Here is a 13,876-nt window from a genome sequence, read left to right as displayed (position 1 = left end):
AAGTGTCGCCTTGCCCCTGTCAAGGAAGGCGCGGGGGCTTTCCCCCGTGGTGAAAAATCCCCTCGGGAACCCCGCCCGCAGCCTCGCGGCCGTGGCACGAAGCCGGTGTTGCGGAGCAAGGGCACGTCAGTCCTGGAGCCAGGCGAAGGCACGTCGCAGCTCGGCGGTGCCGTTCTGTGGATGCCAGCGGCCATGGGCGAGGATGATCCGATCGGGAGCCCAGCCGATCATGGTCTCCACCGCCGCCCGCAGCTCCGGCCGGGGGAAGGTGAGGCGCAGGTCGCGCGGGGTTCCGCCGTGGGGCGCCAGCACCCCGCCGAGCCGCGCCAGCAGCCGCAGCAGCGGCGAGCGCAGATGGCTCGCCTCGAAATTCTCGATGAGGTCGGTGAGGATCAGGGTGCGGCTGGCGCGGTGGAAGAACTCCACCTCGGTCATGTAGCGGCCGACGATGGGCAAGGTGTCGAGCGCACCATCCCAGGGATAGCCCATCGCCGCCTCCAGCGGCTGCGACGGGCCGGTGATGCGCCCGTGGGCCTGGGCGAGGATGTGCGGGGCGAGGTAGATCTGGGCGTCGGGATAGGCGGCGTGCCAATCGGGGATCCACCAATAGTGGATGCGGTTGGGCCCGACGATCCAGCGCGGCGTGCCGAGCGTCTCCACCGCCCGCCGCAGGATGGGCGGCAAGGGCGTGGGCGAATGCACGAACAGGTCGCGCCCCTTGAGGCGGACGATGGTCATGCGGGTGGGAAACGGCATCTTCGGCCAGGGCAGGCCGAAGCGCAGGGCCGGCCCATCGACGATCCACACGTCGTCGGCCACCGGCTTCAGGGTGTCGAGCGGGGGATAGGCGCCGTGATCCGCGTCCATGGCGCCTCCGCTGCCCTCAGCCTCAGGCCTGCTTCTTGATGCGCACCAGCTTGAAGAAGCCCACCGGGAACACGGGGGAGATCTCCACCACGTCCATGTCGGGATATTTGGCCGCCCAGTTGCGCAGCCGGCTCGCCTTGAAGGCGATGGACCAGCCCACCTTCTTCACCAGCGGCGCCAGCGCCTGCTCGATCTGGGCCACCGGGCCGTCATCGGCACCGAGCTTGGAGGCCACCACGATCTCGCCGCCGGGCTTCAGCACCCGGTACATCTCGTCGAGCGCGCCTTCCGGGTCCGGCACCAGGGTGATGACGAACGGCACGGTCACCGCGTCGAAGGTCTGGTCGGCAAAGCCGAGGTTGCAGGCGTCCATGGCGGCCAGCAGGCCGACCTGGGTGAGGTTGCGCCCCACCTTCTTTTCCACCGCCTTGCGCAGCATGTCAGCGGACAGGTCGATGCCGGTGACGTGGGCGCCCTTGGGGTAATAGGGCAGCACCAGACCGGTGCCCACCCCCACCTCGAGGATGTTGGGGCCACAGGCGGCGGCGGTGGTGGCCGCCTTGCGCTGGGCATCGGCCAACAGCTTCACATAGACCTTGTCATAGATGGGGGCCCACTTGGCATAAGCGCGCTTCTGGCCCTCAAGATCGTACTGAACCGCCATTCTCGCCCTCTTCCAGCCTGTTCCGCGCGCGGTCGTCGATGGCTGGTGGCCCTCAGGCCACCTCGGCCATGCTGCGCGCGTCCCGCTCCGCCTTCAAAATGGTTCCGCCACCCAGCAGGCGCGCCTGCGCCCCGGCCGCATCGTAAAACACGCAAGCCTGCCCCGGTGCAACGCCTTCTTCACCGAGCGCCAGATGCACCACCGGCTGGCCGGCCGCGTCCCGGCCCAGATGGCCGGGGGCGGGGGCGCGGGTGGAGCGCACCTTGACCTGCACCTCGGTACCGGCGGCGCAGGCCGCGTCAAACGGTGTGTCGCCCAGCCAGTTCACGTCGGCGATGGCGATGGTGCGCACTTTCAGCGCCGCGCGCGGGCCCACCACCACCTGATGCTGGCGCGCATCGATGCCCACCACGTAAAGCGGCTCGGGACTGGCAATGCCGAGGCCTTTGCGTTGGCCGATGGTGTAATGCATCACGCCCCGATGCCGGCCGAGCACCTGGCCATCCAGGTGGACGATGTCGCCCGGCTCCGCCGCTTCCGGTCGCAGCCGCTCCACCACCTCGGCATAATTGCCGCCGGGCACGAAGCAGATGTCCTGGCTGTCGGGCTTGTCCGCCACCGGCAGACCCAGCTCGGCCGCCAGCGCCCGCACGTCCGACTTGCGCCGGTCCCCCAGCGGAAAGCGCAGCTTCTTCAGCTGGGCCGCGGTGGTGGCATACAGGAAATAGCTCTGGTCGCGGGCCTCTTCCGCCGCCCGGTAGAGGGCGCGACGACCATCGGGCAGGGCCCGGCTGGAGACGTAATGGCCGGTGGCCAGCACCTGCGCGCCCAGCTCTTCGGCGGTGGCCAGCAGGTCGCGGAACTTGACGGTGCGGTTGCAGTCCACGCACGGAATGGGGGTGACCCCCGAGGCATAGCTGGCGGCGAAGCGGTCGATCACCTCCTCGCGGAACCGGCTTTCATAATCCAGCACGTAATGGGGAATGCCCAGGGTGCGGGCCACTTCGCTGGCGTCATAGATGTCCTGGCCGGCGCAGCAGGCGCCGCGGCGGTGGGCCGCCTCGCCGTGGTCGTAGAGCTGCAGGGTCACGCCCACCACGTCGTATCCGGCCCGGGCCAGCAGGCCGGCCACCACCGACGAATCGACGCCACCCGACATGGCCACCACCACGCGGATGGAAGCCGGATCGCCATCAATATCGAGGAGGGTGGAAGGCGCGTTCATGTCCGCTGTGGGTGTCGCAGGGAAAAGGGGGGTCGAAGCCAGGGGCCGGATCTCAGCTGCAACTTGCTCGCATCTCTCAGGCCATGGGAGCAAGGCGAAAAATGGGCCATCGGCCGGCGCGGGTCCATGGGACGGTCGCGCCGCGGCGGTTTCCGGCGCCGCCGGGTGACATAAAAATCCTCTGCGATCAACGCTCTGCGCCCCTCGGCGCCCCTCGGCGCCGACCCCGGCGCGTGCGGCGGTGGTCGTGATCGAATGTGCAATGCTGTCACGCATCGTGATCATGCGTGTCGTGATCATGCGTGCGGCGCGGGCGGCCGCGGCATCCGCGCTGGCGGTCGGAAGGACTCACGCCCGGGCGGCGCGGCGGGGCGTGTCCTCATCCTCCACGGGCCCCTCGAACACCGCCATGAGCGCCCGCCGAATGGCCGACTGGCGGGCGGCGGCGGTGATCTTCGCGCCCATCAGGTCGGTGACGTAGAACACGTCCACCGCCCGCTCGCCAAAGGTGGCCACATGGGCCGAGGCGATGTTGAGGTTGAGCTTCGACAGGGTGTTGGTGAGGGCGAACAGCAGGCCGGGCCGGTCGAGGCCGGAGACCTCCACCACCGTGTGGCGGTTGGACCAGGCGTTGTTCACCGTCACTTCCGGTTCCACCGAGAAGGTGCGCCGGCCGCTCTTGGGCAGCTTGCGGGCCATCACCTCCGGCAGCCGCACCTCCCCCTTCAGCGCCTGCTCCACCGCCTCGCGCACGCGGGTGGCGCGCCGCTCCTCGTCCTCGTTCATGTCGAAGCCGCGGCGAATGGCGATGGAATCGAGCGCGAGGCCATCGGTGGTGGTGGAAATATGGGCATCCATGATGTTGGCCCCCGCCGCCGCGCAGGCCCCGGCGATGATGGACAACAGCTTGGGATGGTCGGGCGCCAGCACCGTGAGGGTGGTCACGCCCCGCTCGGGCTCCAGGGTGATCTGGGTGGCGATGCTCTCCCCCGCCGCTTCCGTGGCGTCGATGAAGCGGGCGTGGCGCAGCTTGGTCTCCAGGTCCATGCGCAGCCAATAGGAGGGATAGTGGCGGGCCACATAGGCATCCACCTTGGCGTCGGGCCAGTCGGTGAGGGCGTGGCGGAACTGCCCCTGGGCGGCGTTGACGCGCTTGCCGCGGTCCACCTCGGAGAAGCCGCCGGTGAGCACCGGCTCGGTCTCATAGTAAAGCGTGCGCAGCAGCTGCGCCTTCCAGCCGTTCCAGGTGCCCGGGCCCACCGCGCGGATGTCGGCGGTGGTGAGGATGGTGAGCAGCTTCAGCCGTTCCAGGCTCTGCACCACGGCGGCGAAATTCTCGATGGTCTTGCGGTCGGAGAGATCGCGGGACTGGGCGACGGTGGACATCACCAGGTGCTGCTCCACCAGCCAGGCCACGGTATCGGTTTCCACCGGGCTCATGCCGAGCCGCGGGCACAGGCGGCGGGCGATGCGGGCGCCGGCGATGGAATGATCCTCCGGCCGGCCCTTGGCGATGTCGTGCAGCAGCATCGCCACATAGAGCAGGGTGCGGTTCTTCAGCGTCGGCATCAGCTCGTTGGCGAGGCCGTTCTCGGGATTGGTCTTGTGCTCGATCTCCGAAAGCACGCCGATGCAGCGCAGCAGGTGCTCGTCCACCGTATAGTGGTGGTACATGTTGAACTGCATCATGGCGACGATCTTCCCGAAATCGGGAAGGAAGCGGCCCAGCACGCCCGCTTCGTTCATGCGCCGCAGCACCGTTTCCGGCGCGGTCTTGGAGGAGAGCACCTCCAGGAACAGGCGGTGGGCCTCCGGATTTTCCCGCAGCTTGGCGTCGATGAGCCCCAGCGAGCGGGCCGCGAGGCGCATGGCGTCCGGGTGGAGCGCCAGGTTGCGCTTGTCGGCCACGTGGAAGATGCGGATGAGGTTGACCGGATCGCGCTTGAACGCCTCGGCGTCGGACACGTTGAGCCGGTCGTGATCGAGGATGAAGTCGGGGCTGTCCTTCAGGGTGCTGCGGCGGTGGCCGCCGCGGAAGCGCTCCACCATGCCGCGCAGGCCCGGGACGGGCTTGGCCTGATGCTCTTCCAAAGCGGCGGACAGGATGGCGGTGAGGTCGCCCACGTCCTTGGCCACCAGGAAGTAGTGCTTCATGAAGCGTTCCACGTCCCTCTGGCCGGGGTGCTCCGTATAGCCGAGCCGCTGCGCCATCTCCCGCTGCACGTCGAACGACAGGCGGTCCTCCGCCCGGCCGGTGAGGAAGTGGAGGTGGCAGCGCACCGACCACAGGAAGTCCTCGCAGCGGGTGAAGAGGCGGGCTTCCTCGCGGGTGAACACCTCCTTGGCCACCAATTGGCTGGCAGTCTGCACCCGGTAGACGTATTTGGCGATCCAGAACAGGGTGTGCAGGTCCCGAAGGCCGCCCTTGCTGTCCTTGACGTTGGGCTCCACCAGATAGCGCGACTGGCCGGCCCGGCGCAGGCGCTCCTCCCGCTCGGCCATCTTGGCGGCGACGAACTCGGCGGCGGTGCCGTCCACCACCTCCTTGTCGAAGCGGGTCTGCAGGTCGTCGAACAACGCGCGGTCGCCGGCGAGGTAGCGCGCTTCCAGGATCGAGGTGCGGATGGTGAAATCGGCGCGGGCCTGGCGCAGGCACTCGTCCACCGAACGGGTGGCGTGGCCCACCTTCAGGCCGAGATCCCACAGAATATAGAGAATGGCCTCGGCCACGCTCTCGCCCCAGGCGGTCTGCTTGTAGGGCAGCACGAACAGGATGTCGGTGTCGGAGCCCGGCGCCAGCATGCCGCGCCCGTAGCCGCCCACGGCGGCGATGGACATGCGCTCGGAGCGGGAGGGATTGTCCGCCGGATAGAGGATGGTGGTGGCCACCTCATGGGCGCTGGCGATCATGGCGTCCTGGAAGGCGGACAGGCGCATGGCGCAGCAGCGGCCGCAGCCATCCTCTTTCAAGAGCCGTTCGGCTTCGGTCCGCGCCTCCTGCATGGCGGTCTTCAGGTAGGCGACCACCGCATTGCGCAATTCGAGATCGCGGCCCTGGTGGGCGCGGGCGATCTCGCGGACGTCGGCACGCAGCTTTTGCCCCTCGAAGGGTTCGCCGATGGTGCGGGCTTTGGAGGTACGGACACTGGACATGCGCGGCGATCTGAAACCACTTGGAGAACAGCCGCCATCCTTACCGCAATCCGCGCGCCATCGCGAGCGGTGCATTGCGCGGGCTGGCGCCCCGGCCGCACATGGCCGGGGCGCGTGGGCTCAGTTGGTGGTTTTGGGCGCCGCCGCACTCTCGGCCGCCTTGCTCTCGGCCGCCTTACCCTCGGCCGCCTTGGCCTTCAGCTTCTTGATCTCGTCGCGGATCGGCTGGAATGGCCCGTATTTGTGCTGGGCGGCCGGCAGGCTGTCGGCGAAGGGGCCATAGGCGGCATCCACCGGCTTCTCGGTGAGCTTGGGATAATCCTTGTCGATTCCCTCCCGCTGCGGCCGGTCCATGGCCTCCACATAGGCGGTGACGTCCCAGGCCTCCTCTTCGGTCAGCACCGGCGCGTCGTGGCTGGTGCCGAACGGCATGTTGGCACGCACGAAGCTGGCGGCGGTGATCAGCCGAGCCATGCCGGCGCCGTTGTTGAAGGTGTCGCTGCCGCGCAGGGGCGGGAATTCATAGCCCTTGCCATCGCCCACCGCGCCGACCCGCTTGCCGCGTCCCTCCGGACCATGACACGAGGCGCAGTGCTGCTCGAACACGATGGAGCCCTTTTCCGGGCTCGCCGGACGGTCGAGCTCGGCCAGCTTGGGGGTGCCGCGGCCCGGAGTGGGATGGCCGATGGGCCGGTCGGACGACAGGAACTTGATGTAGCTGACGAACGCCATCATCGGCTCGGAATCCACCGGCAGCGGCTGGCCATCCATGGAGCGGGTCATGCAGCCGTTGATGCGGTCCTCCAGGGAGGCGACCCGGCCCTCGCGCCCGCGATACATGGGAAAATCCGCGAACACGCCGACGAACGGCAGGCCGTATTCCTTGGTGCCGGCTTCCAGGTGGCAGCTCTGGCAGGCGAGATTGTTGCCGGCGAAGCGCATGGCGGGGTCCGCCACCTCCGGTCCCAGGTGGGCGAAGGTCCGCTGGGTCAGCTCGCGGCCTTTGCGCACCATGCGACCATAGGCGTTGTCCGGCAGCGCATCCACGTCGGGCACGGTCCAGCCGGCCGGCTCTGCCGCCGGCGCGCTCTTCGCCGCCACCTGTTGCACCGGCGGGGTGGCCGGCGCCTGCCGCTGGCCATCGTGATAGGCGAAGTAGCCGAGGGCCACCGCGAAGGCGAATACATAGGAACCGACGACAGGGTAGTCCATTTTTCCTCCGGATTATGTCTTCGATCTTGGAAGGCGCTGAAAATGCCTTCGTCCTATCGAGAAATAAGCTGCCGACTGAAAGCTGTGAGATGCGCAATGCCGCCCGTGCGCGGGCACAGGCTTGGCCCACCCTGTGAACGGCCAACCTTAAGTGAACCTTAAGGAAGTTGTGCCGGGCTCGGGCGGCCGCTGCGTCGGTGCGCCTTAACGCCCCCTTCATGGCGGCATCGGCACAGTGAAGGTGGGGGCGATGGCCGCAAATGGGGGCGCACAGCCCAGCCACTGCCGTTTTCGCCCCATTTGAGTGGTGGAAGGGGATTCGGAGAGCCGCAGGCGAACGGACAGGACGACGGATGGCGACGCGAGGTTACGGCGAAGGGACAGGGCGCGAGCCCACCACCCCCAAGGGGGAGGCCCATGCGGACTCGCGCTTCGACATCCGGCTGTCGGCGGAGGATCGCCCGGTCGGCGGAACGCGGCCGGCGCGGAAGACGGCGCGGCCGGTCCACAAGGAACCGCCGGCGCTCGATCGCTTCGATCGTGTCCCCCCCTTGAATCCGCCGCCGGACGGGCGGGACACCCCACGGGCGGCGCGGGCCGCGGCGGCACCGGAGCGCGGGGCCCCCGCGCCGGAGGTGCCGGTGCCGGACGCCGCGGGGCGTGGAGCCAGAGGAGATGCGGAGCTGAGCGGTCGGGCGCACAAACGGAGCAGGGCAAAGGCCGAGAAGCCGGCGCGGGCGCGCCCCGTCCGGCGGCGGCGCTCGCTGCTGTGGGGCCTCGTCAAATGGGGCATGGTCCTGGCCGTGTGGGGGGTCATCGCGGTGGCCGGGGTCATCGCCTATGAGGCTTCCAAGCTGCCGCCCATGCAGACGCTGATGATCCCCAAGCGGCCGCCCACGGTCACCATCCAGGGCGCTGATGGAAAAACCTTGGCGACCCGTGGCGACATGGGCGGGGTGGCGGTGCCCATCGGCGAGCTGCCGCCCTATCTGCCCAAGGCGTTCGTGGCCATCGAAGACCAGCGCTTCTACAGCCATTTCGGTCTTGATCCGGAAGGCCTGGCGCGTGCCCTCGTCACCAACCTCACCTCCCGCCGGCTGCGGCAGGGCGGTTCCACCCTGACCCAGCAGCTGGCCAAGAACCTGTTCCTGACCCAGGAGCGCACCGCCTCCCGCAAGATCCAGGAACTGGTGCTGGCCCTGTGGCTGGAACAGAAGTTCAGCAAGAACGAGATTCTCGATCTCTACCTGAACCGCGTCTATTTCGGCGCCGGCGCCTATGGCGTGGAAGCGGCGGCCCAGCGCTATTTCGGCAAATCGGCGCGGCAGGTGACCCTGGCTGAGGCGGCGATGCTGGCCGGCCTTGTCAATTCACCCTCGCGGCTGGCGCCCACCCGCAATCTGAAGGGGGCCCAGGCGCGCGCGGCGCTGGTGCTCCATGCCATGAAGCAGCAGGGGCTCATCACCCCGCAGATGGCCGAGACCGCGCTCGCCCGCCCCGCCCAGCTGGCACCGCCGAAGGCGCCCGATTCCATGGGCTATGTGGCCGACTGGGTGATGGACCAGCTCGATTCCTTCGTCGGGCTCCTGAGCGGCGACGTGACCGTGCGCACCACCATCGACGGCACTCTGCAGCAGACCGCGGAGAAGGCGCTGGACGAGACCTTGGCCAAATCCGGCACCAAATATGGGGTGGAGCAGGGGGCGATGGTGTCCCTCGACACCGATGGCGCGGTGAAGGCCCTGCTGGGCGGGCGCTCCTATGAGAAGAGCCAATACAATCGCGCCGTCACCGCCAAGCGTCAGCCGGGTTCGGCGTTCAAGCCGTTCATCTATCTCACCGCCCTGGAATCCGGCCTGACCCCGGACACCATTCGCGAGGATGCGCCGATCCAGCTCAAGGGCTGGCGGCCGGAGAACGCCAGCCACGACTATCGCGGGCCGGTCTCCCTCACCACCGCGCTGGCGCTGTCGCTGAACACGGTTTCCGTGCGTCTGGCGCTGGAGGTGGGGCCGAAGGCGGTGGTGGCGACTGCCCATCGGCTGGGCATCGTCTCCAACCTCGATCCCAACCCCTCCATCGCGCTGGGCACATCGGAAGTCTCGGTGCTGGAGCTGGCGGGCGCCTATGTGCCGTTTGCCAATGGCGGCATCGGCGTCATTCCCTATGTGATCGAGACGGTGAAGGATGCCCAGGGCCAGGTGCTGTACCAGCGCGCCGGCTCTGGTCCCGGGCGGGTGATGGACCCGGCCTACGCCGCCGAGATGAACCAGATGCTGACCCAGACCCTGATCATGGGCACCGCCCGGCGCGCCGATTTGCCCGGCTGGGAGGCGGCCGGCAAGACCGGCACATCGCAGGATTATCGCGACGCCTGGTTTGTCGGCTACACCGCCCGCTTCGTTACCGTGGTGTGGCTGGGCAATGACGATTCCTCCCCCACCAAGAGGGCCTCGGGCGCCAACCTGCCGGTGGAGATCTGGAGCCGCTACATGAAGGTGGCGCACAAGGGGCTGCCGGTGGCCGAGCTGCCGGGCGGCACCCGCACCGCCGGTTTCGGCGGTGTCGGCTATGGCGAGCCGGGCGGCTCTTATCTGCCGCCGGAGAACCTGCCGGACGACCGCCCGCCGGCGGTGGTGGGGCAGATCGGCGGTGGGCCGGCGCCGCAACGTGAGCCGCCCATGACCATTGATCGCTGGTTCGCTGAGACCTTCCTCGGCCAGGGCCGGCGCTGAAGCCACGGTGCAGCCCACCAGAGCGCCTGGTGCCCCTTGCGGTGTCCGATCCCGCCTCCCGGTCGCTGACCGGGGATGGCACCACCAGCGACGATACGGCGGAGACCCCCCCCCCGGCGCTCCCGGCGGTGGTCGAAGTCAAGATATGAGGCCCGGATGGCCGGCGGCCACCGGGACGCGCCAGCCGGCGCGGCGCGGGGGCCAGGGGAGGGTTGCGCTTCGCCGCGGGCTCTAGGATAAGGCGGGATGACCGCTTCCGATCCCGACGCCCCCAATCCCTTCATCGAAGCCGGACGGCTGCTGTTCGCCGGAGACTGGCAGTTTCTGGCGGCCGCGCCCACCATCGAGACGCTGCCCGCCATGCTGGGCATCGAGGTGGCGCTGGCGGGGCGCTCCAATGTGGGCAAGTCGTCGCTGGTCAATGCGCTGACCGGGCGCAAGGCGTTGGCGCGCACCTCGGTGACGCCGGGGCGGACGCAGGAGCTGATCTTCTTTCGCGTGGGGCCGCAGCTCTCGCTGGTGGACATGCCCGGCTATGGCTTCGCCAAGGCGCCGAAGGACAAGGTGGACGCCTGGACCCAGACCATCCGGTCCTATCTGCGCGGCCGGGTTAATCTCGCCCGGGTCTTCGTGCTCATCGATTCGCGGCACGGCATCAAGGCGGTGGACGAGGACATTCTCGATCTGCTCGACAAGGCGGCGGTGTCCTACGCCATCGTTCTGACCAAGGTGGATCAGGTGAAGCCGAGTGCGTTGCCGCAGGTGATCGCCGCCATCGAGGACAAGATCCGCAAGCGGCCGGCGGCCTATCCGCAGGTCTTTCCCACCTCCAGCACCACCGGTGCGGGCTTTGCCGAGTTGCGGGCCGCCATCGCCCAATTGATCGCCGAGCGCGCCGGCTGAGGCCACGAGGGCCTCACGCAAGCGGGACCCAAGACAGGCGCGCCTACCCAACGGCGGATGCGCGCGGGACCTGCGAAGCCACGCTGTCGCGGCGCCGGGCCGGCCGATACCGCGGCGTGACTCGATGATCTTGCTTTGGAAGATGGGCGTTAAGGCGCACCGGGATGGCGGTTCCGGCGGCGGCCGCATCATGCGGCATGTCGGCGCTGAAGCGCGCTTTGCGGCGGATCGCCGGGGTGGCCGGGAGGGGCCGCCAGCGCGTGGGCTGGGGGCAAGTTGGCCGCGGGTACGCACCGATGGGTGATCGGCATCCGGCGAGCCAAAATGTATACGTAAAGGGGTAGGGAGACGCGCCGGAAGGCGCGTCGCCAGTCACTGGCTGTCGTGCTCTTCCTGGAGCAGCGCTTCGGTGGCGGCGATGGCGCCTTCGAGTTCAGAGAGCTTCCTCAGCATCCCGTCGGACGGCAGGGTATCCGTCTTGGCGGCCAGGAGCAGCAGGTCGCGCTGGGCAGTCTTGAGACGATCGAGGAGGCGAGATAGGCCGGCCTCTACGGATTGCGTCATGTTGTTATGGAACTCCAAAATGCTTGTTCTGGAGACGGCGGCGCGGCCGCGGTCTCCCTCGTTTCGGCGGACACGGCGGTTGCCCTGAAACCGTCGCCCATGCCGATGATTGCGGAAGTGTCCGACCGGTCGGCGCAGGGGCCCGGGGCGCCAGTTGCCGGATGATCGGTCATCGGATCATCGCTCAAAAGAGCGCGCCCGCACGCCGTTGTTCCGCCCGATCCGCCGGATCGAGCCGCCGCGGCTGCCGGCGCTCATGCCCTTCAGCGCAGAAGGTGCCCCCACACCGGACGGCGAAGGGCCGTCCGGGTGCGGATGAAGGGGGCTCAAAACAACTGCGCGCACCATCTTGGAGATGGTGCGCGCAGAATGGGAACTGGGATCAGTCCGCCAGCTCGATGCCGCGGGCCTCGGGACCCTTGGGGCCCTGGCCCACCTGGACCACCACCCGCTGGCCCTCGGCCAGGTCGGTGAGGCCGGAGCGGGAGATCACGGTCACATGGACGAACACGTCCTTGCCACCGCCCTCAACGGCGATGAAGCCGAAGCCCTTGTCGGGGTTGTACCACTTGACGGTCCCGACGCGCTCCTCGGTGGGGCCGGTGGCCGCCCGGGGGGCAGCGCCGGCGCCGCCGCCCATGCGGGGCGCACCGAAGGCCCGGCGGGGGGCCGCAGCCTCGGCGGTGGAGGTGTCGACATCAAGCACCTCAGTCACCTGGCGGCCCTTCTGGCCCTGGCCGACGCGCACCGACAGCTTGGAGCCGGGAGGCACGCTTTCCTGGCCGGCGGCCTCGAGGGCGCGGGCGTGCAGGAACACGTCACCGGAACCGTCGGAAAGCTCCACGAAGCCGAAACCCTTCTCGGGGTTGAACCACTTCACAGTGGCGTCGATCGGCGGGCCGGACGGAGCGGGGGCGCTGAAGCTGCTCGGCGAAGAAAACGGACGGTCCCCTCCGAAGCCGCGATCACGCGGCGGCGCAAAGTCGTCGTCAAAGCCACGGCGGCGCGGCTCTCGGAAGTCTCGGTTACGGCTCATGTGTATTTCCGTTGAGGTCAATCGCCAATTTGGGCTTAGGGCCATCCACCACTGCTGAATTAAAATGCGTGTTTCGTGCGCTTAAAATGCACGCCTCGGGCGTATTGACTTCCGCCTTCGCACAACGCTCAACCCAGCCACCCGCTTCTTGCCTCGCAGCCTAATGGACAAGGCCGGATTTCGTGTCCAAACAACTCGCTTGAGCGCACTCGACCGGCCAGACGCGAGACTAACACACATTTGGTTCCATTTGGTACATGAATGTTGAAGACTCTTGCTCTCATCGTGATTTTTACCGGGGTGACCGGTTGGTCGGCGCGCCGCCGGCCCCATCGTGGCTTGGCCCGCCCGGTTGTAGCGGGGCGCGGGGCCGGCGCGAGACGGGGCTGTGGGTTGGTGTCATTTCGCGTCGTCTCAGATGCTTGGCGGGCGCGTGGGGTCGATCGCGCGACGACCGGCGCCGTCGCCAGCGCCGTTCACGCGGCTATTTTGCTCACCTCACGAAAAGGTGATCATGCGGGGCGGCGCCCTGGCGGGAGGGGACGTTATGCCTGACAAGATACAGCCCGATGCCGCGCCGCGGCACCACGAGGGGGCGGCCACCGCCTATCCGGAGCAGCCGCTGCCGCTGCGGGCGGTGCCGGCGGCGCTGGAACTGCTGGAGCGGCGGCGATCGGTGCCGCTGCGGGCGCTGCGCGGCCCGGGGCCGGCGCCGGACGAATTGGACCGCATGCTGACCATTGCCGCCCGAGTGCCGGACCATGGGGCGCTGGCGCCGTGGCGCTTCATCGTGCTGGAAGGGGCGGCGCGGGCGGCGGCGGGCGCGGCGCTCGATGCGCTCTACGCCCGGCAAAATCCCCAGCTGCCGGCGGACAAGGCCAGCATGTGGGGCACCTATCTGTCACATGCGCCGGTGACGGTGGTCCTGGTCAGCCGGCCGGACGCCGGCGCCAAGGTCCCGGTATTCAACCAGCTCTTGTCGGTGGGCGCGGCGGGCATGAATCTGGTGCTAGCGGCGGAAGCCATGGGCTATGCGGCCCAGTGGCTGCTCAAATGGCCGGGACGCGACCCGCAGGCCGCCGCGCTGCTCGGGGTGGGGCCGCAGGAGGCGGTGGCCGGCTTCATTCATATCGGCCGTCCGGCGATCCGGCGGGAGGATCGGGCGCGTCCCGCCCTCGATGCGGTGGTGACGCGCTGGCGTCCCTGAGGCGCTGCGTCAGCCGCGCAGCGGCTCGGCGGCGCTGGCTTTGCGGAAATAGGCGAGGCTGCCGTAAAGCGCCACCACGCCGAACACGACCATGAGGGCGTATTCGCCGATCTCGCCGAGGTTGAACAGACCCGCCAGCGCCCAGGCTGCCGCCACGGCGGTGGCCAGCGCCTCGGTGGCGATGAGAATGGTCGCGCTCCCCACGGTGAGCAGATTGTCCCAATGCACCGATCCACGGGGTGCAGGCTGCATCGTCATCTCTCCTCGGCGGCGGGATTTTCCATCGGCCGCGCCTTGCTCTATTGGGGCG

The 13,876-nt window shown here is 68.6% G+C and carries 11 protein-coding genes; 3 read left to right on the top strand and 8 right to left on the bottom strand.

The window, feature by feature from the left end:
* Positions 1-126 precede the first annotated feature (126 nt).
* The 5 genes from MEU52_RS05155 to MEU52_RS05135 all read right to left on the bottom strand — a co-directional run bounded on the left by MEU52_RS05155 (position 127) and on the right by MEU52_RS05135 (position 7,121).
* Positions 127-867, bottom strand: a complete 741-nt coding sequence (locus MEU52_RS05155) for a DUF4336 domain-containing protein (protein WP_238119590.1) — start codon at positions 865-867, stop codon at positions 127-129.
* A 22-nt stretch (positions 868-889) separates the two neighbouring features.
* Positions 890-1,531, bottom strand: a complete 642-nt coding sequence (locus MEU52_RS05150) for a class I SAM-dependent methyltransferase (RefSeq protein ID WP_238119592.1) — start codon at positions 1,529-1,531, stop codon at positions 890-892.
* 52 nt (positions 1,532-1,583) lie between these two features.
* The gene (gene mnmA / locus MEU52_RS05145; RefSeq protein ID WP_238119594.1) at positions 1,584-2,756 is read right to left on the bottom strand and encodes a tRNA 2-thiouridine(34) synthase MnmA; all 1,173 of its coding nucleotides are present in this window, start codon (positions 2,754-2,756) and stop codon (positions 1,584-1,586) included.
* Between the two features lie 348 nt (positions 2,757-3,104).
* Positions 3,105-5,909, bottom strand: coding sequence for a [protein-PII] uridylyltransferase (locus MEU52_RS05140; protein ID WP_238119595.1), 2,805 nt, complete (start codon positions 5,907-5,909; stop codon positions 3,105-3,107).
* 120 nt (positions 5,910-6,029) lie between these two features.
* On the bottom strand, positions 6,030-7,121 hold the full coding sequence (locus MEU52_RS05135; RefSeq protein WP_238119597.1) for a c-type cytochrome: 1,092 nt from the start codon (positions 7,119-7,121) through the stop codon (positions 6,030-6,032).
* A gap of 353 nt (positions 7,122-7,474) precedes the next feature.
* Between MEU52_RS05135 and MEU52_RS05130 the strand changes: the two genes are divergently transcribed.
* On the top strand, positions 7,475-9,856 hold the full coding sequence (locus MEU52_RS05130; protein WP_238119599.1) for a transglycosylase domain-containing protein: 2,382 nt from the start codon (positions 7,475-7,477) through the stop codon (positions 9,854-9,856).
* A 246-nt stretch (positions 9,857-10,102) separates the two neighbouring features.
* The gene (gene yihA / locus MEU52_RS05125) at positions 10,103-10,759 is read left to right on the top strand and encodes a ribosome biogenesis GTP-binding protein YihA/YsxC (protein WP_238119602.1); all 657 of its coding nucleotides are present in this window, start codon (positions 10,103-10,105) and stop codon (positions 10,757-10,759) included.
* 372 nt (positions 10,760-11,131) lie between these two features.
* On the opposite strand, the gene MEU52_RS05120 is transcribed toward yihA, so the two are convergent.
* Together MEU52_RS05120 and MEU52_RS21765 are read right to left on the bottom strand one after the other, a co-directional pair.
* Positions 11,132-11,323 (bottom strand): hypothetical protein, encoded by a 192-nt coding sequence (locus MEU52_RS05120; protein WP_238119604.1) that lies wholly within the window; start codon positions 11,321-11,323, stop codon positions 11,132-11,134.
* A 382-nt stretch (positions 11,324-11,705) separates the two neighbouring features.
* On the bottom strand, positions 11,706-12,359 hold the full coding sequence (locus MEU52_RS21765) for a cold-shock protein (RefSeq protein WP_273546034.1): 654 nt from the start codon (positions 12,357-12,359) through the stop codon (positions 11,706-11,708).
* 637 nt (positions 12,360-12,996) lie between these two features.
* On the opposite strand from MEU52_RS21765, the gene MEU52_RS05105 reads away from it, so the two are divergent.
* Complete coding sequence (locus tag MEU52_RS05105; RefSeq protein WP_238120282.1) at positions 12,997-13,566, top strand: nitroreductase family protein; 570 nt, start codon at positions 12,997-12,999, stop codon at positions 13,564-13,566.
* Positions 13,567-13,575: 9 nt separating this feature from the next.
* Here the strand turns inward: MEU52_RS05105 and MEU52_RS05100 are convergent, their stop codons facing one another.
* The gene (locus MEU52_RS05100) at positions 13,576-13,818 is read right to left on the bottom strand and encodes a hypothetical protein (protein WP_238119606.1); all 243 of its coding nucleotides are present in this window, start codon (positions 13,816-13,818) and stop codon (positions 13,576-13,578) included.
* Positions 13,819-13,876: the final 58 nt, after the last annotated feature.

Source organism: Xanthobacter sp. NM-25 (genome assembly GCF_022138605.1).
GTDB lineage: Bacteria > Pseudomonadota > Alphaproteobacteria > Rhizobiales > Xanthobacteraceae > Xanthobacter.
This window is presented reverse-complemented; position numbering and strand designations above follow the sequence as displayed.